Here is a 20862-nt window from a genome sequence, read left to right as displayed (position 1 = left end):
AAGATGTGAAGCGGCGGTGCGCGTTGCGATTGCGGATGTCGAACCCGCAGCGCGCGGCGCGGCTGGGTATCGCGTCAGTGCGCTATCGAAACGGGGCGCTCGTTGTCCGACGACGAACCCCAGTCGTCGATACTGCCGAACGAGGCCGTCGCACCGCTCGACGGCAGCGCGCCGAGTTGGTTGACCGGGAACTGTTGCGTGCCGCCGGGCAGCACGTATCCCATCCCCGCGTCGTATTGATGGCCGGCGGCCTTCAGCGACACGCTGCCCAGATTGACGACGTAGGGCGTCGGATTGCTGGCCTGCAGCGCATACCCTTCGCCAGCCTTGACGAGGCTCCAGTTCAGTTGCTTCGGCGCGGCGCTGGCGTTGCCGGTCAGGCCTTCCGGGCGGAACATCACCTTGATGCGCGAGCGGAACGCGATCTGAAGCTGGTTGCGGTCGTTTCCGGGCGCCGCTTTGGGCGGGATCTCGAGCACGTTGAGCCAGAACAGCGATTCCTTGTCGGCCGGAAGCGGTTCGCGCGTATAGATCATGCGCAGCGTCTGCCCTTTGCCGGGTTCCATCCGGAACATCGCGGGCGTCAGCGTGAACGGGACGTCGATATTGTCGGGAGACGCGTTCGGGTCGCCCTTGTCGAGCCATGCCTGCACGAGCACGGGTGCCTTGCCTTCGTTCGTGAGCTTGACCGTGACCTCGCGGTCGTTGCCCGGAAAGACCACGCGCGTCCCGGAAATCACCACGTCGGCGCAGGCGTGGGACGTGACGAGGGCGGAAAACAGCGCGAACGTCGAAAAATATTTTGCGGACAGCATGGTCAACTCCGGTAAATATGTAGTAGTTCTTATCAGGCGGAATGCCGAGGAGCCGGAAAGGCCCGGCCGGAAGTCTTTTTGGAAAAGCCCCTCGGATTCCGTTGCGATCGATTACTGGTAGGTCAGCGAGTACTGAACCTTCGAGTTGGCCTGGCCGGCGGTGGCCGCGGCCGTTGCGTAGTACTCGGCGAAGTAGTTCAGCGTTGCCTTGCCGTCTGCCGCGATGTCAACGAGCTGACCGCCTTGATCGCCCATCGCGCCGATCTTGATCGGCGTTTGCTTGTCGTTGAGCACGTTGATTTCGACGTTCTTTGCGGCATCCGTGCCGCCGTCGAGCGTCAGGCGGCCGGTCGACTGGTTGACGTTCGAGCCGGATTCGAACACGACGCCGACCTTCGTCGGGTTCGCGCCGCCGGAGGTGCAGCCTTCCAGCACCACGGAGAACGGCGTGCGGCCCGCCGTCTTGCCCGCCTCGCCGAGCGTGTTCGCGCCGATCTTCGGCAGCGTCACGGCAATAGTGTTGGCCGAGCCGTTCGTCACCTTGCAGGTCGAGGCAATGACGCTGCCCGTGAACGTGATCGTGCCGTCGGATGCATGCGCGGCCGAAGCGGCAGCCAGACCGGCGGCAGCCAGGATCAAGGAAAGAGCATGAGTGCTTTTCGTGATTTTCATTAATCTAGTTCCAAACGGTGATTGATATGAGGGTGAAATGCGAACGCGAGAGCCGCTGCGGAGCGGGTGCGCGATGAATGTCGGCATGTGCATTTCAAGACGGATTTTCCAGATATGGGAAGGAATGGTGAATGGGACGGCATCCAAATTGACGGGAAAATAACTAGTACAAGTACTAAATATGTAAAAGGCGGTGTAGATTTTTAGGAAAGTCTTGTAAATTGTTAAATCCTGCGCGTGGGGCTGGCCAATCGATTCGGCGCGAGAACGGATGCGTTGGCTCCGTTGCCTGCTTCAACAACGGTTCAGTCACGGTTTGCGGCCAGGACACCGGTTATGAGGCGGGGTCGAAGACGGTTATCAGGATGCGGACGGTTTTCCCGCCCGCCGTGACAGTCATCCGTGATTGTTGCCGTCGGCAGGCGTTACAAGCGGGGCCAGGTGGCGCCTGAACCGATTGTTGGCGATCGTCATGGAGCACCCGGCACGGCCGTCACGAAGCATGCTCGGCCGATCGGCGAAGCGAGCAAGACATCGGGCGTGGACGCACATGCCCGCGGCGGAGAAGCCGGCTACGCCGGGCAGGGCCACGAGCAGCAGACCGAACCGGATATGGCGCGGCGTCCGCTCGTATCTGACGACGTACCGGCGAGCATGATCGAATGCCCGCGATTCCGCGGTGACCTGATGCATTCATGTCGGGTTATGGTGCTTACGCCTTGACATCTATCGCTTGAACGACCGGCCATACTTCGTCATGCCCCCCCACGGGTTGGCGCATCGTGTAAATCATTTCGGGCGTTCGCCGGCCCCGTGGCAAGCTCCGCGCAGTCGCGTTTCCCACCGCCCGTCGTGGCGCCGACGCGCCGCACGCTCGATGCAGGCCTCCCGCATGGCACCGGCACCTCAGTCCCTACGCGCCCACACGTGATTTCGTGCTGACGCGCTCGCCCGGTGCGTCACGGTCCGCCTTTCGGGAACGCCGCGTCCGGCGCCACAAGCCGCGTCGCGGATCGTCCACCATTCGCTGCCAACTTCCGGATTTTGTCATTCGATGCAACGTACGGCGACGACGTGCGTGCGATTCGCTCGACCAAAACTTTAATCATCTCGCTCGGAACATTGTCAAATCGTCCTGACAATCAACGATTTAAAGCCACGAATCTATATTTTTCGTACTTGTCCTATCTGATTTGCCGTGCAAATTCGAAATCGTCCAGTTTATCGACTTTGGCAACATTCATAAAATATCAACAGTGGAATTCATTCTTCCACGCGTCGGGTTTCGATCGGTTAGCTAATCGAAATTCGCTCCGAAATCAATTCTTTACATAGAGATCATTCGATGAAACTCAACAAAATTGCGCTGGCACTGGGTATGGGCGCTGCACTGTTCGGCATGGCGCAAACGGCACAGGCGCAAACGGCAAAGCTCGACTCCGTTTCGAAGAAGATCACGCTGACGGCGCAGATCAACGACGCCATGTTCGTGTCGAAGCCGGACGGCTCGACCTGGTACGGCACGGAAGAACTGAATGCCACGGACTACAAGCAGAAGCAATTCACGAAGACGCTGCCGATCCGCATCTGGACGAAGAACCCCGACTTCAACGTGTCGCTCGCGCAAGAGCTGAAGATGTCGAGCGGCAGGTACGAGATGAAGAACGCGCAAGTGACGCTGTCGAGCAACGGTGGCGACAAGGCGGTCGCGTTCGGCTCGACCCAGAAGATCACGCAAGTGGCAAAGACGCTCGATGGTTACGACGAAGTCCACAACCTGAAGATCGACGTCGAAGCGCCGGACATGATCGGTACGAACAGCACCAACGGCAGCTACAGCGGCGATCTCGTGATGGTGTTCGAGCCGGTCGCAGCCGCCGCTCCGTAATCGTTCCACCTGGAGCCCCGATTCGATCGGGGCTCGCTTCCTGTCGAGTTCCCATGGCCGCTCGTCCAAATCCCAGTCCTCCATAGAAGAGAAGAAATCAGCGTGATCGCCTATCAAGCTCCTTTCCGTTTCAACAAGCTGTGGCTGGGTGCGTTTCTTTTTGTTTCGTCGCACTCATTCGCAGAACTGAAGGTCACGTACGGGGTGCCAGAGGGGTTCAGTGCGGTCGAACTCGACGATAGCGCGAATTATGTCGGGACGTTCAACGGGCGCACGCTGCCGGGGTTCATCAGTTATTCGTCAGCCAACACGTCGCTCCAGTTCGATGCGGCCAAGTATGCGGCGAACGGCATCTCGCCCGACGACGTCGACACCATCCGGGAAGTCATCTCGAGGCTCGACTACAAGCGTTGCAGCAAGGGGTGCGACGTCGAGATCGCCGGGTACTACGTCACGGTCGACAAGCTGAAGCGGTCGATCGCGATCCGCGATTCGCGCGAGGACTACATCGCGCCGGAAACCGGTTTCGGGCTGGTCAACAACCAGGCGGTCGACTTGCGCGCGTCGTCCGACGGGTACCGTGCCGTCAACGTGAGCGGCAACACGTACGTCGGGCTTCCGTTCCAGAGCTTCGGCTACATGAGCTGGTACGCGAACCGTTCCGAAACGCGCAATTACAGCGGCGGCCAGCAGGGGCTGTCGTCGTACTACCTGCAGAAGAACTTTTCTCGCACGTACTTGCGGGCAGGCAAGCAGAACAATATCGACTACGAGGCCGGATCGGTCAGCACGCTGCTGACGCCGAGCTTCGACCAGTTCGTGACCGTCGGCAGTCAGACCCATCTGCGGGTCGACGCCAACACCGGCTCGCTGATCCTCTATTCATCGGCCGAAGGCAACTACGAGTTCTACCGGAATGGCCGGTTGATCCTGAAGCGGCCGGCCGTGCTCGGCCGCAACGAGATCAGCTTTGCCGATTTGCCGGGCGGCTACTACTCAGTCGAGATCCGGCTCGTCGACCGCAACGGTAACGTGGTCAACCGGGAAACCCGCGAGGTCAACAACCTCAATTTCGGTGCGAGCAGCGGCAACGCATGGCACGTGACGGCCGGCAAGGAGATGGGTACCGGCGGCTATCTGCTCGAAGTCGCGATGAGCCGGAACTTCAAGCAGTTCTATCTCAACGGATCGATGCTGGCCGGCCAGAGCGGCAAATGGGCGGCCGAAGTCAACGTCACGCGGCCGACGCGGCTGGGCGGGGTCGACGTCACGCCCACGCTGGGCCTGTTGAGCGGGGAACGCAGCACAGGCGGCTACGTCAACCTGTCGGTGGCGAGCGAGGCGCTCGGCAGCCTGATGGTCAGCCGCTATCAGAACACGAACGTGTCGCGCTTCTACTTCGGTCAGCCGAGCACGGGTGTGTCCTACAGCCGCCTCTTCCGCGGGGTGACGTTCAGCTACAACTATCAGCGCTCGAAATTCAGCGAGTCGCAGCAGGCCGAGGCGCGCTGGAACTACCGGCCGAACGGTCTGTGGGGCACGTTCGCGCTGGGCGTCCAGAAGGGCAGCTATCAGGGCAGCGGCGGCTATGGCGTGTATTTCAACATGACCATGGTGCTGGACAAGGTGCAGGGCAGCTTCAGCGCCGCGCATGCGCGCGGGCAGACCCAGCTCAGCGGCGACGTTCGCAAGGATTTCCAGGACAGTTTCGGCACGACGTCCGTCGGCCTGTCGGCGAGCCGGATCGGCACCGACTACGGCGTGAACGTCTACGGCACGCGCTCCGGCACGCGCGGCGACGCGTCGCTGAACCTCGGGCAAAGCAGCTCGGGCAGCAACGTCGACTTCAACTATCGCGGGATGGTCGCGGCCAGCAAGCAAGGCGTGGCGTTCGGGCGCTACAGCTCGAGCGGCAGCGCGATGTTGTTGAAGACGCCGAATATCCCGGGCATGAAGTACGGCTTCAACGTCGAGGGCAGCCCGGTTGCGGGCAACAGCACGTATGCGGTGCCGCTCAACGCTTACGCCGACGTGCCGTTCGCACGCGTGATCAGCAATAGCGAAACGATCGACATGAACGTCGAAGTGCCGGCAAACATCGTTCGGGCTCACCCGGGCCAGGTTTATGCGGCGAAGGCGAAGGTCGACATCAACATGGTGTACAGCGGTTTCCTGAAGGATATGAACGGCAACCCGCTGAGCGGGAAGTTGCTTGAAACCGGCGACAAGGTGCACCCGAACGGTTTGTTCTCGATAGTGAGCAAGGAGATGCTGTCGCAGATCACGCTCGACCAGAACGGGCATCGCTACACGTGCAGCCTGAAAGACGCCAACGGAAACGACTTCCGTTGCCAATGACGATGCATTCAACCATATCCAGGAATTGACGACATGATCCACAACTTGCGAACCACGCTTCCGATTCTATGTGGCCTGCTGATTGCGGCGTCTCAACCGGCCAAGGCCGAAGGCGAGCTGATGGTGATGCCGGCCACGACCAAGGTGTTCAGCGCTCACGATCAGCACGTCACCGTGAAGAACATGGGCGACGCGCCGCTCTATCTGACGATTTCGGCCCAGAAGGTGCTGAATCCGGGCAAGACGCCCGAACAGAAAGAGGACATCGGCAACCTGCCGCATCCCGGCATGCTCGCGAGCCCCGACAAGCTGACGCTCGGGCCGAACCAGACGCGCTCGATCGTGCTCAAGTCGCTCGTGGAGCCGGCCAGTGAGGAACTGTATCGGCTCTATATCTTGCCGGTCAGATCGCTGAAGGTCGACGACGCGCCGCAAGACAGGATCACCGCGCCGATGTCGGTAGCCGTCGGGTATGGCGTGCTTGTCCGGCATATGCCGCCCCCCGGCAAGCAACGTAGCGGCTGGACGCATCGCTGCGAAGATGGCGGCCTCACCCTCGAAAACACCGGCAACGTGCGGGAAGTCTTCACCGATGTGAAATACGACCAGGCGCCTACCGCTCAAACCATTGCCGTCTTTCCGGGCACGCCGCAGCACTTCGCGACGAAGCGGATGTCGCTGACGGTCGACGACAAACCGCACACGCTGGAGTGCTCGTGATGGGCGGTGCGTCGCGCATTGCACTGGGGACGTTGGCGGCGCTCATGTGCACGTGCAGCATGGCCGCCGGCGTCCTGAAGCTGTCGCGCGCGGAGTTGACACTGGAGCCGGGCCAGCCGGCGGGCGAGCTCTACGTCGAGAACGCCGGCGATACGCCGCTCTATCTGGATGTCGAACAACATCTGCTGCTCAATCCGGGCGATACGCCGGAGCGTCTGGTGCCGGTCGGGGATGTGGAGAAGCCGACCCTGCTGGTGTCGCCTGGTCGATTGGCGGTGGCGCCCGGGCAGAAGTATCGCATCGGGTTGAAGGTGCTGGCCGTGCCGTCGCAGACGAACGTGTGGCGGATCACGTTCAGGCCGAACGAGCGGATTCTCGTCGATGCATCGTCGAGCGACGGTGCGCCGGCACCGTTATTCGTCAATGTCGGCTATGGCGTGGTGATCTACCAGCACGGGGCGGCGAAGCACTGAATCGTCCATGCGACGGCATGGGCTTGCGCCTTCGGCGCCGTTGAAGGTGTGAGCAATCGCGTATCGCGCGCCGGGCCGACGAAGGTGTCCGTCATGTTGCCGTATCCGCCAGCACGCGGAAATGTGCGATCGGGTGAGATGGTGAAATGGATTGAATATTAAGCGAAAGGATTAAATCGATGGGCAGGATAGAAATCATCAAGTACTGGCGGAGTTGTGCGTTGGCTGTATGTCTTTCCGTGCTTTCATTTAATGCATCCGCCTTCATACTCGAAACCGCGAAAGTCATCGATAGCTATAGCGCGTGCAGGTGGAAGAACAATGGCGATGGAACCAGCACGCTCGGTGTCACGATAAAATTCCGCCCGGCCGCCGGCAATCACGGGAATGTGGCATACGTCTCCCGAGGGATACTGGTGTACAACTACGATCGCATGGGAAATCTGAGGCCCAGTACCACGGCGGCCAAACGTATTATACTGAATGGCAGCTATAATTTTTCGTCTTATGTCGGAGACGGTTACGCCATTTATTATGGTTTGTCGACTGAGTGGAGAACTGAGAGAGCTTTTACGGCCAACATCGAGGTATTGATCGACAATTCCCAGATAGCGGACTGGCCTGGAATGTCCCTTCGTGCCGCCAACTACACGCAGGGTAACGATTTCGGCGAGGTAACGGGCGCAGCCTATCTCACCATGGCGAGCACCGACGGTACCTGCATCGTGCTGGACCCTGCGAAGCCGCCGCCACCGGCGCCGTCGTTTGTTCTCGACACGGTCGCGCCGGATTGGGATCTCGGCGAACTGCCGCGAGGGGAAAGCCAGAAGACGCTTGCCGGTGCATCGCAGCAGCTCTGCTTCACGTACACGGGGTTTGCCAGCTCTGGCAATTTCGTCATTAACGCGACGAATGCGAACGGAATGTCCGGTAATCGCTATCTGCTCAGGAATACCAGCAAGCCGGAGCAAACCGTTCCGTACAGCGTGACGCTGAACGGCGGCAGCGCGAATTTCCCGTTACCGAACATCGGCGCCAGCGCGATCAGGCTGAACACTGGCAATCGCACGTGTTTCGTGCCGACATTCAAGACGTCCGTTGGCATGTCCGCGGGGGCTGGCGACTATAGCGACGTGCTGTTGTTCACGGTCGTGACGAAATCGTAGGAGTGGACATGAAGAAAATCATCCTGAGCGGATCGTTGGCGGTTCTGGCTTTGGTGCCGACGTTTGCGTCGGCGCAAGTTGCGGCGCTCACCGGCAAGACCGAAAGCAGGGTCACGGCAAAGGTGATTCGCCCGAACAATCTGATCATCACCGACGACAAGGGCGGCTGGTTCGGGCAAGGCCTGACGATGCAGCAGTTAGGCGCGTGGGATACCCCTTACGAGGTGAAGGCGCGCCTGCGCGTCGTATCGACGACGGGCACGTTTCAGGTCCGCATGGACCAGCCGCTGGACATTCGTAACCAGGCGAAACCGACGCTCGCGTTCCGGAAGCCGGTCGTCAGCATGGGCGCCGAAAACGCCGCCCTGAAGCAGTTCACCGTCGGGCAGGCGATCGAATTCGTGAATCCGGCGCCACCATCCGAGGAAATCGACTCGGAAGGCTACTATACGCTTGACGTTTCCGCGTATCCGCCGGAAGGCGATTTCAAGAGTACGACCGGAACCTATACAGGTACGCTGTCGCTAGTCTTCGAGCCGATCGTGCCGAAACAGAAATAGCGCGGCCGCTGCTCGCGGCATCGCCGCCCGGGTTCATGATCGTTCGCCCGCGCGCGAGCGGTGCATTTTACCGATCGTCGTTGATTTCGCTTTTTCGAGCATGACGCGCACGTGAGCGATAACCGGCAAGACGCCCCTCCGGCATGTTTCAGCACGATGCCGATTCACCGAGACGCGAACATGAAACTGCACACATTCTCTTTTTCGATTGTGCCGATTGCGGTAGTGATCGCCGGGTTCATATCGAGCCCGGCGCTTGCCGCGATCGACGTGCTTCCGAAGGAAATCACGGTTGGCTCGAATACGACGAACGTAGAGATCGTCAACAACGGCGACCGGCCCGAGTACGTGACCATTTCGCTGTCTCGTCTGCTCAATCCGGGCGTGCCGCTGGACGACGAGAAGCTCGAACCCGTCGGAACCCTGGCCAGGCCGGCGCTGTATGCGTATCCGTTCAAGCTGAGTCTTGCGCCCGGGCAATCCAAGAAGATCGTGTTGAAAGCGCTGCAGCCGGTGCAGAACGAAACGGTATATCGGCTGGACGTCAAGCCCGAAATCAAGGTGTCGACCCAGGAGCAGCAGAACACAACCGGCAGTATTGTCGTCAACTTCGCATTCCGCGCACTCGTGCGCCAGTTGCCCGAGAGTACGCGCGAGGCACTGTCCGTCGCGTGCGATGCGCACGGCGCGCTTCTGACGGCGACCGGCAACATACGCTATGCGGTGAAGGATGCCACGGTCGACGGGCAGGCAGTGCCCCGCTTCAATGTCTACCCGGGGGTGCCGCGGCCGCTGCAAGGTCGTGTCGTCGAGATTCCGGGGTATCCGGCGTGTCGCGGCGATTCCGCCCTGCCGGGCGCGAAACCGTCCCGCGTCGACGGACTGCCGCCAAGCTTTCTATCAACTTCCTCGAACTGAGCTTCCCCCCCGGCTCTTCGCGTTTCAACGGCCCCGGATGATGCCGCGGCTTCCCCCCGTCCACTTCCGTCCACCGCGTTCGTCGTGTCGCGGAATGGATTGCCGGTGCGGCCGGCCGGCCCCGCTCAGCCGAGCAGGTAGCGCAGCAGGCCGGCCGACACGACGCCGACGATGACGGTCGGCAGGATCGACAGGCGCGTCGCCGCGAGCAGCGTGATCGCGAGCGCGAGCAGGTCGGCGGGGCGCGTCGACACGAAGGCCGGCGCGATCACCGAAATCAGCACGCAGCCGGGCACGTTCTCCATCACCGAAGCCATTCGCCGGCTCAGCGTGCGATTGCGCAGCAGCACATAGCCGAGAATGCGCGACAGGTACGTGGTCGACGCCATCAGCACGATCGTCGCGACCGTGCTGAAATCCGGAAGCTCAGGCATCGCGCGGCTCCCACAGCAGCGCGGCGATCAGCCCCGCGCACGCGCCGGCCGCGACATACCACGCACCGGGCAGCGCGAGATGGGTGGCTGCCGCGACGACGAGGCTGACGAACCACGGGCGGCTCGCGCGCACGCCTTTCCACATCCCGCGCAGCAGCACCAGAAACACGGCCGTGAACGCCATGTCGAAGCCGTACTGTTCGACGTTGCCGATCGTCGGGCCGACCGCCGCGCCGAGCGTCGTCATCGAGATCCACGTCAGATAGAGCCCCATGCAGATGCCCGCGTAATAGGGCACGCTGATGTGCGTGGCCGAGCGCTCGCGCGCGTCGGCGAGCGACATCGCCCAGCTCTCGTCGCACATGAAGAACAGCGCGACGAACGCGCGGCGGCGCGGCAGGCGCCGGATATAAGGCTCGAACGCGGCGCCCATCAGGATGTGGCGCGAATTCACGAGAAACGACATCGCGACGATCAGCGCGATATGCGGCGGCGACGTCCACAGATGGATCGCCGCGAATTCGGAGCCGCCGCCGAAGTTCAGGCCCGTCATCATCGGCACCTCGAACAGGCTCAGCCCTTTCTGCGCGGCCTGCGCGCCCAGCACCAGCGCGAACGGCACGAAACCCAGCATGACGGGCAGCGCCGCGCGCAAACCGCGACCCATCTCGGCGACATGGGCGGGCCTGTCGCGAAGCCCGGACGACGTTGAAACGCTACTGCTCATTACTCCTCCTTCGGGGGAGGGATTGTCTGCTTTTTTGACTCGAATCGGGTTGCGTTGTGGCCAGATTTTTCTCAGAATTTGGCATTGAACGCGTGATACGCGAATTTTTTGGAATCGGGTGCCAAATGAAGCTTGACGCTATCGACCGCCGGATCCTGAGCGCGCTGCAGCGCGACGGCCGCATGCAGAACGTGGAACTCGCGCACGAGGTTGGGCTGTCGCCGTCGCCATGCCTGCGGCGCGTGCGGCTCCTCGAGGAAGCCGGCGTGATCGAGAAGTACGTCGCCGTGCTGAATCCCGCGAAGGTCGGCAAGGGGCTGACGATCTTCACGCGCGTGTGGCTGAAGGGGCAGGACGCGGAATCGGTGAACCGTTTCGCCGAGGCCGTCCAGCAGATGCCGGAAGTCGTCGAATGCCACCTGATGGCCGGCGACTGCGATTTCCTGCTGCGCGTCGTCGCGGCCGACATCGACGATTACCGGCGCTTCCAGATGGAATATCTGACGCGCATTCCCGGCGTGCTGAGCGTGAAGACCGATATTCCGATGCAGAAGGTCAAGCTCACGTCGGCGCTGCCGACCTAGCGCGGAGTGGGCGCGTGGCGGCGCATCGATGCGCGGTCATCGCGCGGTGACAATCGCCCGATAAACTGATGGGGTGGGTCGCGTCGCACCGGATGAGCCGTGCGATCGCGCACTGTTCGATGTGCAAGCAACTAACGGTCAATGCCGATGCAGTCGGCCCAGCGGCGCGGCGTGGCGCGCCGGGTCGTGCGTCGCAGCGGATACGTTTTTTCCTGTCGAGTCCTGCATGCAGCCATTCAATACGCCGTGGAATTCACTGGAAATCGTCAAGCTCGTGCTCGGCGTGCTGACGCCGTTGTCGGTCGCGTGCCTCGGCTGGCTCGTCGCACGCCGGCTGAAGCGGCTCGAACTCGTGCAGTGGACCAACCAGCGGCTGATCGAGAAGCGGCTGGCGCTGTACGACACGGTCGCGCCGCAGCTCAATGCGCTGCTGTGCTTCTACACGTGGATCGGCTACTGGAAGGACATCTCGCCGGACGACGTGATCCGCGCGAAGCGCGACCTCGACCGCACATTCCACATCTACCGTTACCTGTTCGACGATGACGTGTACGACGCATATCACACGTTCATCCATGCGCTGTTCGAGATGCATACGGGGCCGGGCCGCGACGCGCGGATCCGCTCGCTGATCCAGGCGCCCGACGGCGACCGGAGCGTGCACGGTTCGTATGAATGGAAGCCGGCGTGGTCGGAGCGTTTCGCGACCGCGAACGTCGTGCCGAAGGACGACGTGCTGAAGCATTACACGCAGTTGATGGAGCGGCTGCGCGTGGCGCTGGGCGCGACGCGCTGACGGCTTCGGCGCTCGCGCGCCATGCCGGTATTGAAATCCGTCATGGAAGCCGACCGTTTCGAGCGTGCGTGATTCAGGCGAACGAGATCACGAGCCTCTTGCCGCAAGCCGCCGCATACTTGCGCAGCGTATCGACGGACGGGGAATGCTGCCCCGTTGCGAGCGCACGCTCGAGTCGCGTAATGGCGGGCGCTTTCGTGCCCATCCGTTCCGCCACATCGGCTTGCGACAAGCCAGCCTCTCGCCGCGCAGCCAGCATCGCGTCGAGCAGCGCGAATTCCTCGCGATTCAATCGTTCGTATTCCGCGCGCACCGCGGGGTCGGCCAATGCCCGCTCACGTAGTTCCTTATACGTTGCCATCTCGAACCTCCTTCAATCGACGACGCGCGATTTCCAGTTCCTTCAGAGGTGCCCTTGGCGTCTTCTTCACGAAACAGTGCAGCATGACGATACGCCACTCGACGATCGCGCAGTAAAACACTCGGGCAATACCTTCCGCGCCCTTCAATCGCATTTCGTACAGGCCGTTTCCCATCGGTCGGGAGTGAGGCTCCCCGAGATTCGGACCGTACCGTTCCATGCGGTCAGCGAGTGCAAAGTACCGGGCAAGCAGCGTTGTCGGCAACGACGCGACTCCCGCCGCTACACGGTCGTTGAAGAACTGGATCTCGTAACCATGAGTCGACATAGTAACAAATATGTTATGTTGCGACAAGAACGACGACGGGCCGCAGATGCGGACACAGGCGGTTGGTCACACGTGAGGGAGTTCGCGACCGTATTTCTTGGGTCGGAGATATCGATGTCGATGACGATGCACGGAACCGAGCGCGCTCGGGAATTCGGGCCCGGGAAGCAGCGCGACTCGGTGTCAGCTTGGAGTGGGTACTACGGATTCGCGACGGGGTTAGTTCCGCCCCGCCACCGCGAGCCGCGCCGCCAGCCCCACGAACACGGACCCGAGTAGATACTGCGGCACCTTCGACGGCCGGCGGCGCGCGCCGATCCGCTGGCTCAGCCGGCTCGCGGAGAGAATCACCGCGCCGTTCACGACGATCCCGATCAGGTTGAGCACCGTCGCGAGCACGAGAATCTGCACGGCGATCGAGCCATGTTCGGGCCGCACGAACTGCGGGAACAGCGCGAGCACGAACAGCGCCATCTTCGGGTTCAGCAGGTTCGTCGTCAGCCCTTGGCGGAAGATCGTCGCGGTCGAGTGGCGACGTTGCGACGCGACGGGCGACAGCGCGGTCGCATCCGAACGGAAGGTTTTCCACGCGAGATACAGCAGATACGCGGCGCCAGCGAAGCGCACGACGTCGTACGCGAGCGGCACCGCGACGAAGAGCTGCGACAACCCGAGCGCCGCAGCGAGCGCATGGCAGTAGGTGCCGGCCTGAATGCCCGCGAGCGTCGCGAAGCCTGCGCGCCGGCCCTGGCTCACGCTGCGGGACGCGATCAGCAACATGTCCGGGCCGGGCGTGGCGGTGAGCGCGAGACACGCGCCGGAGAACAGCGCGAGCGTGGAGAGATCGATCATGGCGGCCCCTTTTGCCGGTGCGGCGTTAAAGGGAGGTCAGTTTAGGAGGGCGCCCGAGGCCGGTCAATCGAGCGAACGGACGATGGCCCGATGGCCAGACGGCACGCATCGCGCGTGTGCCGCCTGCACGCCACTCACTGTTTGCGGCAAGCAACCTGATAGTCGATCACGGTGTTCTCGGAAGGCTTGTCCGGCGCGCCACCCACCGTGGTCACGCCGAGCACGCCGGCCGCGTTCCGGTAGCGCAGCGCGCAATACCCGACGCCGGTGCCCGAGCACGCTTCGGCTTCGACGATGCCGTGCTTCGCGAGCGTTGCAGCGCCATCCGCCGCGTCCGGCTTTTCGCGCGGACGCAGCGGCTGCCAGCCATGCGCGATCAGCATCTTGCGTGCCGCGTCGAGCGGCTTGCCATACACGTTCGGCACGACCGCGCGGCCGTTGCAGTGCGTACTTTCGGCGGCGACGCGGGTCAGCCGCAGGCCGCCGCTTTCCGCGTGCAACTCGCCGACGGGCGCGCCGGGGCCGTCGCCGCCCCAGACGAGCAGCGCGCCGTTTTCCAGACGATCGACCGAGCCGAGCTGCCAGCCGGCCTTGCGCGCGGTGTAGCCGAGCGCGACGAGCGTCGTGCCGTCGAAGACGCCGATATTGCCGTTGCGCGCGAAGCAGATCGCGCTCGTGCCGGCGTTGAATCCGCTTGCGAAGGTCACGACCGTATAGCGCCCGAGCGGTGCCTCGGACGTCACGATCCAGTCGCGCTGCGCGACTTCGCGGCCGGCGGCCGTGGTCGTTTTCGCGCGATATTGCGCGCAGAACGGATCGAGCGCACCGCTTTCAGGCGAGTGCGGCAGCGTGCCGAGCGGCACGAGCGACGCGCCGGCGATATCGGAGCCCGTGCGCAGCGGCTCGGCCGATGCCGCGCCGCCGAACGTGGCGCCGGCTAATACCGCGATCGAAACGATCGAAGCAAGATTGCGGGCGAGCGGTGAGGCAACGGAAAGGAACACGCGGGCTGTCTCCGGGGAAAGTGGGGCGGGCGCGGCAATCGCGTTTTTCCGCCCGTCCATCACGGTTGCGCGCACCGCCAGGCGGCACGCGCGTGTCGCCAACGACTCAGCCCTTCGCGACCACGTCGATGCGCAGCGCATCGCCGCCCGCGACGATCGCCAGCAGGCGATCGACGTTCGGATGCGCGCCCGGACGATTGCGCGCGTCGGCCGTATGCTCGGCGAACACCGCGAGGCCGTGCTCGGCCGCTTTCGCGTCGAGCGTGCCGAACGCCTGCTTCAGATAGTGGTACACCGCGAGCGAGCCCTGCTTGCCGGGCTGATTCTCGATGGTCGCGACCACGTCGCCGTTCGCGCCGACGAGATCGATGCGCGCGATGCCGTCGATGGCCGGCAGTTGCGCGAGGTTGTCCTTGAATACTGCGGTCGGTTGAATCACTGAAAACACTCCGTCGGTTCGGTCATGGGCCCAGATGCGTGGCCGGCCGTATCTTATCCGATCGGCGCCGGCGCGCCGGCCGTGCGCCACGCGAGCGCCGCGCCCGCGAGCTGTAGCGTGCCGCCCGTCAGCATCGCGACTCGCAGCCCGGTCGCACCACCGCCGCACGCGTCGTACAGCGCGCCCGGCATCGCCCCGCCGAATACCGCGCCGGTCATCCGCGTCACGTTCATCAGCGATGCCGCCGTGCCGGCGCGTGCGGCGTCATGACCGCACGGAACCGGTCAGTACGCCCGCCTCGCGCGAGCGCTCGATATCGGGGCTGCGATACGCATGCTCGGGAATCTCGGCGAGCCGCGACGCATGCACCTGCCGGGGCGCCAGCCCGTAGAACTTCTGGAAGCTCATGATCAGCGGCGACCACTTGTCGGGATCGATGCGGTCCGGATGATCGTCCATCAGCAGGTCGGGATGCACGTGCACACGCTGGATGCGCACCTCGAACACACGAATGCGGCCGCGCAGGTCGGGCATGTCGTCGCCGATCCCGTGCGTGGCCGCGACGACCGCCTCCAGATGCACCGGGCATTCGAGCGCGCGTGGCGGTGCGACGGTTTGCGACGCGGCCTCGGTGAGCCCGGCCGTGCCGAACTTGTCGGGTTCGAATGCGTAGCCTTTCGCGCGCTTGCCGTCGGGCACCGGATACGTGCCCGTCGTGCGCGCGATCCGGTCCACGGCGTCCGCCTGCGCCGACGACGGCAGGTTCAGCACGCATTCGCCGTTGCGCAGCAGGTTGCGCGTGGTCTGCGAACTGGCGGCGATGCCGATCACGCCGCGCCAGCCGAGCCAGAACGCGGACGAGATCGGCGCGAGATTGGCCGTGCCGTTTTCATTGAGCGTGCTGACCAGCACGACGGGCGTGCCGAAGTAGAGGATGTTCGGTTCGGTGACGCAATGGGGCGCGTTCATGGTCGAGTCCTTCGGTGACGGGTCAGTCCGCATGCTGATCCTGTCGCGGCGGCGCGGCGCTCCGATTCTTGTCGTGTCATTCCGAAGGGTGCGCAAAGGGGCACGGGTACCGCGCCGGGCCGACACCGGCAGCGGCCGGGCTTTTCCGCTACAGTAGGAAATCGAAGGCCGCGCGCCTGCCTCACGCCGACGCGCGCGGTCGCGTTTCGCCAACGTACACGAGGGCCCGATGGACACCGAGCAACGCTACACCGCCAACGCGCCGACCCGCGCGGAAGTCGACGCACTGGGCGGCGCAACCGTCATCGAATTCGGCGCGAACTGGTGCGGGATCTGCGCAGGTGCGCAGCCCGCGATCACGGCGTCGTTCGCCGCGCATCCTGCCGTGCGGCACCTGAAGATCGAGGACGGCCCCGGCCGTCCGCTCGGCCGTTCGTTCGGCGTGAAGCTGTGGCCGACGCTGGTATTCCTGCGCGACGGGGTCGAAGTCGCGCGCGTCGTGCGCCCCACCGACGCGAAGCAGATCGAAGCCGACGGCTTCGCCGCGCTGGCCTGAGGTCACGGCGATGCAACAGGCCATCACGCACATCGGCGTCGATACGCGCGGCAGCGGCCTCGTCGAAGTCACGCCGCAGGTACGCGCGTTCGTCGATCAGCAGGCGATCCGCACCGGCCTGCTCACCGTGTTCTGCCGCCATACCTCGGCGTCGCTGCTGATCCAGGAGAACGCGGATCCGTCGGTGCGGCGCGATATCGAACGCTATTTCGCGACGCTCGCGCCCGAGGACGACACGCGTTACGAGCACGATACCGAAGGCGCCGACGACATGCCCGCGCATCTGCGCACGGCGCTCACGCAGGTGCAGTTGTCGATCCCGGTCGAGCATGGGCGTATGGTGCTCGGCACGTGGCAGGGGATCTATGTGTTCGAGCATCGCCGCGCGGCGCACCGGCGCGACATCGTGCTGCATCTGATCGGCGAGTAGGCGAGCAGGCGAGTGGCCGGGCAAGCGCGAAGCGCGCGATGCCGCGCCGGCGTGCGGCTCAGGCGAGCAGCTTCTCGACGAGCGCGCCGAGTTCGCGCAGGTGGACGGGCTTCGGCAGGAACGCGTCGAACACCCGCTTGTTCTCGCGCAACGCGGCCGATTCATACGCGCTGACGCCGAGGATCGCCGGATGCCGGCCGTCGCCGTCGGGTTGCGCCACCGCGCGAATGCGCCGCGCCACGTCGAATCCGCTCAGGTCCGGCAGTTCGAGATCGAGCACGACGAGGTCGTAGCGCCCCGAACCGAAGCGCGCGACGCCCTCCTGCCCGGTGCCGCACAGGTCAGCCTCGATGCCGAGCGCGGACAGCATCGCGCCGAGCGTTTCGCGCGCGTTGTCGTTGTCGTCGACCACCAGCGCGCGCCGGTCGCGTTGCGGAAGCGCGGGCGGTAGCGCGGGCGCGTCCCCTGCTGCGTTGCCGGCCGGTTCGACGCCGGGTGCTTCGACCGGCAGCGTCACGACGAACTCGCTGCCTTCGCCGACCACGCTGCGCACGTCCACATGCCCGCGCAGCGTCGTCACGATTTCGCGCACGACCGCGAGCCCCATGCCGATCCCGTCCACGTGCAGCCCGACCGCGTCGTTCGCGCGATAGAACGGCTCGAAGATCTTCGGCAGATGCTGCTTCGCGATGCCGGCGCCGGTGTCGCGCACGGCGATCCGCACCTGCTCGCCGGCCGGCGCGTCCGCGAGCGTGATCGCCACCGTGATCGAGCCGCCGACGGTGTACTTGACCGAGTTCTCGATCAGGTTCGACAGCACCTGCCGCAGCAGCTTGCGATCGGAGCGGATCGCGAGGCCGGGCGGCTCGACGAGCTGCGTGACCGCGATCCGCTTGGCCGCGATCTTCCCGCGCAGCGGTTCGAGCACTTCGGCGAGCAGCGGCGCGATGCCGACGGTATCCAGTTCGGCGACGCGTTTCGTCGAGCGCAGCTTGATGTAGTCGGTGAGGTCCTTGACGAGCGCTTCCAGCGACAGTGCGGAATTCTGCAGCCGCCGGATCGTCTTCAGGTTCGCGTCGGACTGCGGGCGTGCCAGCAGGATCTCGATCGATCCGCAGATCGCCTGCAGCGGCGTGCGCAGTTCGTGGCTGACCATCCCGAGGAACGCGTTCTTCGCCTCGATCATCTCGAACGCGCGGTCGGACGCCTTGCGTTCCGCATCGAGTGCCGCGTTTTGCCGCGCCAGCAGGTCGTCGCGCGTACGCATCGTATAGAACAGCAGCAGGAACAGCGCGCACAGGATCACGCCGAGCACGATGCCGAGGATCAGGATCGCGCGCTGCTTTTCCTTCAATTGATGGAACGTGAAATCGCGCTGCGCCATTTCGATCGCGCGGAAGTAGTTCGCGAGGCCGTTGACCTTCGGCCAGTACGCATTGACTTCGTCGATCACCTGATGCGCCTGCTTCGGCGCGTCGCGCAGCAGCGGCACCTCGCGCTTCAGGCGCGTCATGAATTCGCCGAGCGCGTCGATCTCGTTGCGCGCGCGCGGGATGCGCAGCCAGTATCGGGACACTTCCGACGGCCGCTGCAGGAACCCGAACGACACCGACAGGCTGTCGAGCTGCATCTGCACGTGATCGAAATCGTCGTCCTCGCGCGTCGCGTAGAGAATCAGCTGCCGGTCGAAGCGCGTATAGACGTTGCGGTATTGCGCGGCGGTCCAGAACACGCCTTCGCGCGGCCCCTCGAGCACGCCCTCGTTGACCGAGGTGGCGAGGAGATCCCACAGCAGGAACGCCCATGCGGTGAACCCCGCGATCCACAGCGAGCCGAGGATCAGGATGATCTTTCTGTTTCTCCAGCGCCGCCGCGTCATGTCACTTCACGGTCAGGCCGATGATCTGCCACGCGAATTTGGCTTCGCCGAGCGGCGTCTTCAACTCGTCGGGATACTGATCGCGCGGATACATGATCCACAGCGGGCCGTAGTTGTCGTTGCCGAGCACCTTGCCGTTCATCGTCCGCGCGAGGATCACGCCGTACTTGTCGGCATCGGAAACGGGAATCGTGAACGTGTATTCGTCGATGCAGTGGAATTCGATCTGCGTACCCTGCGCGCCGACCGTCTTCAGCACGTCGGACAGGCGCGGGCCGGTGAAGGTCGCCTTCGGCGTCCAGCTCGTCGACGTGACGATCGTATGCTGCGGCAGCGCCATCAGCGCCGGCTCGGAAAAGACGTAGGCCGTTTTCCCCTGCTGATTGCTCTTGCTGATCTTGCCGTCGACGGTGAACGTGAACGACGACGCGGCCCATGCCGCGGCGGCCATTCCGAGCAGGCAGGCCGCGAGCACGGTCTTGATCCAGATGGTTGAAACGCGCATGTCTTTCCCTCGGTCTGGTGGTTCGTGTGGTGGTGTGTCGCTCCGGCTTCAGTTCGCGGCGGCCGCGCCCGGCAGCGTGAGCTTCAGTTCGCGCGCGACTTCCGCGAACAGGATCGGCAGGCGCACCGGCTTTTCCTCGCAGCGCGCGTTGTAGTGCGACACGATGTGCGCGATCTCGTCCTCGCTCGCTTCGCCGGTCGAGATCTTGCCGGTCAGCAGGAAGATCGGCGCGCCGCTGTTCTCGCTCGAGCGGATGCCGCGCACGAGTTCGGCGGCCGTCTGGTCGCCGAGCATCCAGTCGAGGATGTACCCGTCGAAATCCTCGACTTCCAGCGCCTTGCGGAAGCTCGCGCCGTCGAAGTACGGGATCGCGTTCACGCCTTTCTCGATGAAATATTCACAGACCGTTTCGGCGACGTCGTGCGAATCGTCGACCACGGCGATCCGCGCGGCATACACGTTCGGCTGCGCCGAGCGCAGCTCGATCACGTCGACCGGATACGTGCGCCCCTCGCGCGCGTGCGCACGCTCGGTGACGATCCATTCGCCCTGCCACTGCAGCGCGACGAAATCCGTTTCGATCTGGCTGGTGGCCTTCGTCGAGATCGCGGCGCGGCAGCGCAAGCGCTTCGATTCGATCACGAACGTCGCGTCGATCATCTCGGGCGCGGCCGGCTGCATGCCCTTGTCGTCGAGCAGGATCGCGGGCGGCACGCCGAAGTGCGTCGCGATGTCCTGCAACTGCGACAGGTTCCACGGGATCAGGCCTTTCATCTTGCGCGTGACGACCGAGAAGCTCAGGCCGAGCACGTTCGCGATCGTCGTGTTGTGACTTCGAGGCGGAATGCCGTTCCGGTTCAGGAGATCGCGCACCTTGTTGGCGGTGATGAGATCGACGTTGGCCTGCTCGGTGGTGGACATCTCGAGGGGGTCTCCAAGGGTTTTGGCGAGGAAGAGCATATCAAAGCTGACGCGCCACGCAAACTTTAAACGTGCGATGGAACTTGACATGCCATTTTTCTCCATTATTATTGCTCACCACGTCACTATTGTTTGTCGCGTCATGTTTGGAGGTCGATGCCGGCCATGGGCGGGCGGCGAAAAGCGGCGGTAATAAACAGTGACGGAACGATTCAAAGAGAGAACCTGAGAGAGCCTTGGGATGCGTGTCGGCGTTGGCGGATGGAATTGTATCCGGTGCGCCGCACGCAACCGGGTACGAGCTCACGGGGTGGATAGCTCGAAGCATTGCGGTGCCAATAAGAACCTGAGGATAGTACCCATGTATCGCCGTTTACTCGCACCGGGGCTGCTGTTGCTGTTGGCCGCCTGCGCGCAGGATCCGTCCATCACCAGCAGCACGGTACGGATCTGCGACGACACGGGGTGTTCCGATCGCCCTAAAGATCAGGTCTCCTATCAAAAAAG

At 63.6% G+C, this 20862-nt stretch carries 25 protein-coding genes and 1 pseudogene; 12 read left to right on the top strand and 14 right to left on the bottom strand.

Annotated features, from left to right (window positions below; all coding sequences use genetic code 11):
* Positions 1 to 74: 74 nt before the first annotated feature.
* Together C5F75_RS29820 and C5F75_RS29815 are read right to left on the bottom strand one after the other, a co-directional pair.
* Positions 75 to 815 carry a fimbrial biogenesis chaperone gene (locus C5F75_RS29820; RefSeq protein WP_059576242.1) on the bottom strand — a complete coding sequence of 247 codons (741 nt, stop codon included), beginning with the start codon at positions 813 to 815 and terminating at the stop codon, positions 75 to 77.
* Between the two features lie 111 nt (positions 816 to 926).
* Positions 927 to 1487 (bottom strand): fimbrial protein, encoded by a 561-nt coding sequence (locus C5F75_RS29815; RefSeq protein ID WP_059576239.1) that lies wholly within the window; start codon positions 1485 to 1487, stop codon positions 927 to 929.
* A 1345-nt stretch (positions 1488 to 2832) separates the two neighbouring features.
* Between C5F75_RS29815 and C5F75_RS29810 the strand changes: the two genes are divergently transcribed.
* From C5F75_RS29810 to C5F75_RS29780, 7 genes are all read left to right on the top strand, one after another.
* The gene (locus C5F75_RS29810) at positions 2833 to 3375 is read left to right on the top strand and encodes a CS1 type fimbrial major subunit (protein ID WP_059576236.1); all 543 of its coding nucleotides are present in this window, start codon (positions 2833 to 2835) and stop codon (positions 3373 to 3375) included.
* Between the two features lie 102 nt (positions 3376 to 3477).
* Entirely contained in the window at positions 3478 to 5733 is a 2256-nt protein-coding gene (locus C5F75_RS29805) for a TcfC E-set like domain-containing protein (RefSeq protein ID WP_059576233.1), read from the top strand.
* A gap of 33 nt (positions 5734 to 5766) precedes the next feature.
* Positions 5767 to 6453: a hypothetical protein gene (locus tag C5F75_RS29800; RefSeq protein ID WP_059576228.1), complete on the top strand. Its 687-nt coding sequence runs from the start codon at positions 5767 to 5769 to the stop codon at positions 6451 to 6453.
* Positions 6453 to 6926 (top strand): hypothetical protein, encoded by a 474-nt coding sequence (locus tag C5F75_RS29795; protein ID WP_059576225.1) that lies wholly within the window; start codon positions 6453 to 6455, stop codon positions 6924 to 6926. Before C5F75_RS29800 ends, C5F75_RS29795 begins: the two co-directional genes overlap by 1 nt.
* A 179-nt stretch (positions 6927 to 7105) precedes the next feature.
* Positions 7106 to 8092 carry a hypothetical protein gene (locus C5F75_RS36520; RefSeq protein WP_063892420.1) on the top strand — a complete coding sequence of 329 codons (987 nt, stop codon included), beginning with the start codon at positions 7106 to 7108 and terminating at the stop codon, positions 8090 to 8092.
* Between the two features lie 8 nt (positions 8093 to 8100).
* Positions 8101 to 8652, top strand: coding sequence for a hypothetical protein (locus tag C5F75_RS29785; protein ID WP_059576219.1), 552 nt, complete (start codon positions 8101 to 8103; stop codon positions 8650 to 8652).
* Positions 8653 to 8832: 180 nt separating this feature from the next.
* Positions 8833 to 9570 carry a hypothetical protein gene (locus C5F75_RS29780; protein WP_063892419.1) on the top strand — a complete coding sequence of 246 codons (738 nt, stop codon included), beginning with the start codon at positions 8833 to 8835 and terminating at the stop codon, positions 9568 to 9570.
* A 125-nt stretch (positions 9571 to 9695) separates the two neighbouring features.
* Here C5F75_RS29780 and C5F75_RS29775 read toward each other — a convergent pair whose 3' ends face one another.
* A complete protein-coding gene (locus C5F75_RS29775; RefSeq protein ID WP_059576216.1) occupies positions 9696 to 10004 on the bottom strand; it encodes an AzlD family protein in 309 nt (102 codons plus the stop codon).
* Positions 9997 to 10731 (bottom strand): AzlC family ABC transporter permease, encoded by a 735-nt coding sequence (locus C5F75_RS29770; protein WP_059576213.1) that lies wholly within the window; start codon positions 10729 to 10731, stop codon positions 9997 to 9999. The genes C5F75_RS29775 and C5F75_RS29770 overlap by 8 nt, the downstream gene beginning before the upstream one ends.
* Before the next feature lie 125 nt (positions 10732 to 10856).
* Here C5F75_RS29770 and C5F75_RS29765 point away from each other — a divergent pair, with 125 nt between their 5' ends.
* Together C5F75_RS29765 and C5F75_RS29760 are read left to right on the top strand one after the other, a co-directional pair.
* Positions 10857 to 11315 carry an Lrp/AsnC family transcriptional regulator gene (locus C5F75_RS29765; RefSeq protein ID WP_006486309.1) on the top strand — a complete coding sequence of 153 codons (459 nt, stop codon included), beginning with the start codon at positions 10857 to 10859 and terminating at the stop codon, positions 11313 to 11315.
* Between the two features lie 226 nt (positions 11316 to 11541).
* Complete coding sequence (locus C5F75_RS29760) at positions 11542 to 12111, top strand: hypothetical protein (protein ID WP_059576210.1); 570 nt, start codon at positions 11542 to 11544, stop codon at positions 12109 to 12111.
* 73 nt (positions 12112 to 12184) lie between these two features.
* On the opposite strand, the gene C5F75_RS29755 is transcribed toward C5F75_RS29760, so the two are convergent.
* From C5F75_RS29755 to C5F75_RS29725, 7 genes are all read right to left on the bottom strand, one after another.
* Positions 12185 to 12472, bottom strand: coding sequence for a helix-turn-helix domain-containing protein (locus C5F75_RS29755; protein WP_059576207.1), 288 nt, complete (start codon positions 12470 to 12472; stop codon positions 12185 to 12187).
* Positions 12459 to 12692 (bottom strand): type II toxin-antitoxin system RelE/ParE family toxin, encoded by a 234-nt coding sequence (locus tag C5F75_RS29750; RefSeq protein ID WP_367033703.1) that lies wholly within the window; start codon positions 12690 to 12692, stop codon positions 12459 to 12461. Before C5F75_RS29750 ends, C5F75_RS29755 begins: the two co-directional genes overlap by 14 nt.
* A 327-nt stretch (positions 12693 to 13019) precedes the next feature.
* Positions 13020 to 13652, bottom strand: coding sequence for a LysE family translocator (locus C5F75_RS29745; RefSeq protein WP_059576201.1), 633 nt, complete (start codon positions 13650 to 13652; stop codon positions 13020 to 13022).
* A gap of 134 nt (positions 13653 to 13786) precedes the next feature.
* The gene (locus C5F75_RS29740) at positions 13787 to 14656 is read right to left on the bottom strand and encodes a PASTA domain-containing protein (RefSeq protein ID WP_059576198.1); all 870 of its coding nucleotides are present in this window, start codon (positions 14654 to 14656) and stop codon (positions 13787 to 13789) included.
* 106 nt (positions 14657 to 14762) lie between these two features.
* Entirely contained in the window at positions 14763 to 15095 is a 333-nt protein-coding gene (locus C5F75_RS29735; RefSeq protein WP_059576195.1) for a DUF2322 family protein, read from the bottom strand.
* 53 nt (positions 15096 to 15148) lie between these two features.
* The gene (locus C5F75_RS29730) at positions 15149 to 15328 is read right to left on the bottom strand and encodes a hypothetical protein (protein ID WP_059576192.1); all 180 of its coding nucleotides are present in this window, start codon (positions 15326 to 15328) and stop codon (positions 15149 to 15151) included.
* Positions 15329 to 15359: 31 nt separating this feature from the next.
* On the bottom strand, positions 15360 to 16064 hold the full coding sequence (locus C5F75_RS29725; protein ID WP_059576189.1) for a flavin reductase family protein: 705 nt from the start codon (positions 16062 to 16064) through the stop codon (positions 15360 to 15362).
* A 229-nt stretch (positions 16065 to 16293) separates the two neighbouring features.
* Between C5F75_RS29725 and C5F75_RS29720 the strand changes: the two genes are divergently transcribed.
* Both C5F75_RS29720 and C5F75_RS29715 read left to right on the top strand, forming a co-directional pair.
* Complete coding sequence (locus C5F75_RS29720; RefSeq protein ID WP_059576186.1) at positions 16294 to 16620, top strand: thioredoxin family protein; 327 nt, start codon at positions 16294 to 16296, stop codon at positions 16618 to 16620.
* A gap of 10 nt (positions 16621 to 16630) precedes the next feature.
* Complete coding sequence (locus C5F75_RS29715; protein WP_059576183.1) at positions 16631 to 17050, top strand: secondary thiamine-phosphate synthase enzyme YjbQ; 420 nt, start codon at positions 16631 to 16633, stop codon at positions 17048 to 17050.
* A 58-nt stretch (positions 17051 to 17108) separates the two neighbouring features.
* Here the strand turns inward: C5F75_RS29715 and atsR are convergent, their stop codons facing one another.
* From atsR to C5F75_RS29700, 3 genes are read right to left on the bottom strand one after another with little or no spacing between them, the layout of a single operon-like run.
* On the bottom strand, positions 17109 to 18929 hold the full coding sequence (gene atsR / locus C5F75_RS29710; RefSeq protein WP_059576179.1) for a hybrid sensor histidine kinase/response regulator AtsR: 1821 nt from the start codon (positions 18927 to 18929) through the stop codon (positions 17109 to 17111).
* Position 18930: 1 nt separating this feature from the next.
* A complete protein-coding gene (locus C5F75_RS29705; protein ID WP_059576176.1) occupies positions 18931 to 19434 on the bottom strand; it encodes a molybdopterin-dependent oxidoreductase in 504 nt (167 codons plus the stop codon).
* Positions 19435 to 19482: 48 nt separating this feature from the next.
* The gene (locus C5F75_RS29700; RefSeq protein WP_059576173.1) at positions 19483 to 20355 is read right to left on the bottom strand and encodes a response regulator; all 873 of its coding nucleotides are present in this window, start codon (positions 20353 to 20355) and stop codon (positions 19483 to 19485) included.
* A gap of 361 nt (positions 20356 to 20716) precedes the next feature.
* Between C5F75_RS29700 and C5F75_RS36515 the strand changes: the two are divergent.
* A pseudogene (locus tag C5F75_RS36515) lies at positions 20717 to 20862 on the top strand (sel1 repeat family protein); the annotation flags it as partial.

The sequence above is a fragment of the Burkholderia anthinoferrum genome (assembly GCF_002925705.1).
GTDB classification, from domain to species: Bacteria; Pseudomonadota; Gammaproteobacteria; order Burkholderiales; family Burkholderiaceae; genus Burkholderia; species Burkholderia semiarida.
This window is presented reverse-complemented; position numbering and strand designations above follow the sequence as displayed.

Bases quoted from the DNA above. Each gene is read 5' to 3' on its own strand.
- C5F75_RS29730 (WP_059576192.1), bottom strand. From the start codon at position 15,328: ATGAACGTGACGCGGATGACCGGCGCGGTATTCGGCGGGGCGATGCCG.
- C5F75_RS29795 (WP_059576225.1), top strand. From the start codon at position 6,453: ATGGGCGGTGCGTCGCGCATTGCACTGGGGACGTTGGCGGCGCTCATG.
- C5F75_RS29770 (WP_059576213.1), bottom strand. From the start codon at position 10,731: ATGAGCAGTAGCGTTTCAACGTCGTCCGGGCTTCGCGACAGGCCCGCC.
- C5F75_RS29775 (WP_059576216.1), bottom strand. From the start codon at position 10,004: ATGCCTGAGCTTCCGGATTTCAGCACGGTCGCGACGATCGTGCTGATG.
- C5F75_RS29700 (WP_059576173.1), bottom strand. From the start codon at position 20,355: ATGTCCACCACCGAGCAGGCCAACGTCGATCTCATCACCGCCAACAAG.
- C5F75_RS29705 (WP_059576176.1), bottom strand. From the start codon at position 19,434: ATGCGCGTTTCAACCATCTGGATCAAGACCGTGCTCGCGGCCTGCCTG.
- C5F75_RS29765 (WP_006486309.1), top strand. From the start codon at position 10,857: ATGAAGCTTGACGCTATCGACCGCCGGATCCTGAGCGCGCTGCAGCGC.
- C5F75_RS29800 (WP_059576228.1), top strand. From the start codon at position 5,767: ATGATCCACAACTTGCGAACCACGCTTCCGATTCTATGTGGCCTGCTG.
- C5F75_RS29715 (WP_059576183.1), top strand. From the start codon at position 16,631: ATGCAACAGGCCATCACGCACATCGGCGTCGATACGCGCGGCAGCGGC.
- C5F75_RS29725 (WP_059576189.1), bottom strand. From the start codon at position 16,064: ATGAACGCGCCCCATTGCGTCACCGAACCGAACATCCTCTACTTCGGC.
- C5F75_RS29815 (WP_059576239.1), bottom strand. From the start codon at position 1,487: ATGAAAATCACGAAAAGCACTCATGCTCTTTCCTTGATCCTGGCTGCC.
- C5F75_RS29810 (WP_059576236.1), top strand. From the start codon at position 2,833: ATGAAACTCAACAAAATTGCGCTGGCACTGGGTATGGGCGCTGCACTG.
- atsR (WP_059576179.1), bottom strand. From the start codon at position 18,929: ATGACGCGGCGGCGCTGGAGAAACAGAAAGATCATCCTGATCCTCGGC.
- C5F75_RS29760 (WP_059576210.1), top strand. From the start codon at position 11,542: ATGCAGCCATTCAATACGCCGTGGAATTCACTGGAAATCGTCAAGCTC.
- C5F75_RS36520 (WP_063892420.1), top strand. From the start codon at position 7,106: ATGGGCAGGATAGAAATCATCAAGTACTGGCGGAGTTGTGCGTTGGCT.
- C5F75_RS29750 (WP_367033703.1), bottom strand. From the start codon at position 12,692: ATGGAACGGTACGGTCCGAATCTCGGGGAGCCTCACTCCCGACCGATG.
- C5F75_RS29720 (WP_059576186.1), top strand. From the start codon at position 16,294: ATGGACACCGAGCAACGCTACACCGCCAACGCGCCGACCCGCGCGGAA.
- C5F75_RS29780 (WP_063892419.1), top strand. From the start codon at position 8,833: ATGAAACTGCACACATTCTCTTTTTCGATTGTGCCGATTGCGGTAGTG.
- C5F75_RS29820 (WP_059576242.1), bottom strand. From the start codon at position 815: ATGCTGTCCGCAAAATATTTTTCGACGTTCGCGCTGTTTTCCGCCCTC.
- C5F75_RS29745 (WP_059576201.1), bottom strand. From the start codon at position 13,652: ATGATCGATCTCTCCACGCTCGCGCTGTTCTCCGGCGCGTGTCTCGCG.
- C5F75_RS29785 (WP_059576219.1), top strand. From the start codon at position 8,101: ATGAAGAAAATCATCCTGAGCGGATCGTTGGCGGTTCTGGCTTTGGTG.
- C5F75_RS29755 (WP_059576207.1), bottom strand. From the start codon at position 12,472: ATGGCAACGTATAAGGAACTACGTGAGCGGGCATTGGCCGACCCCGCG.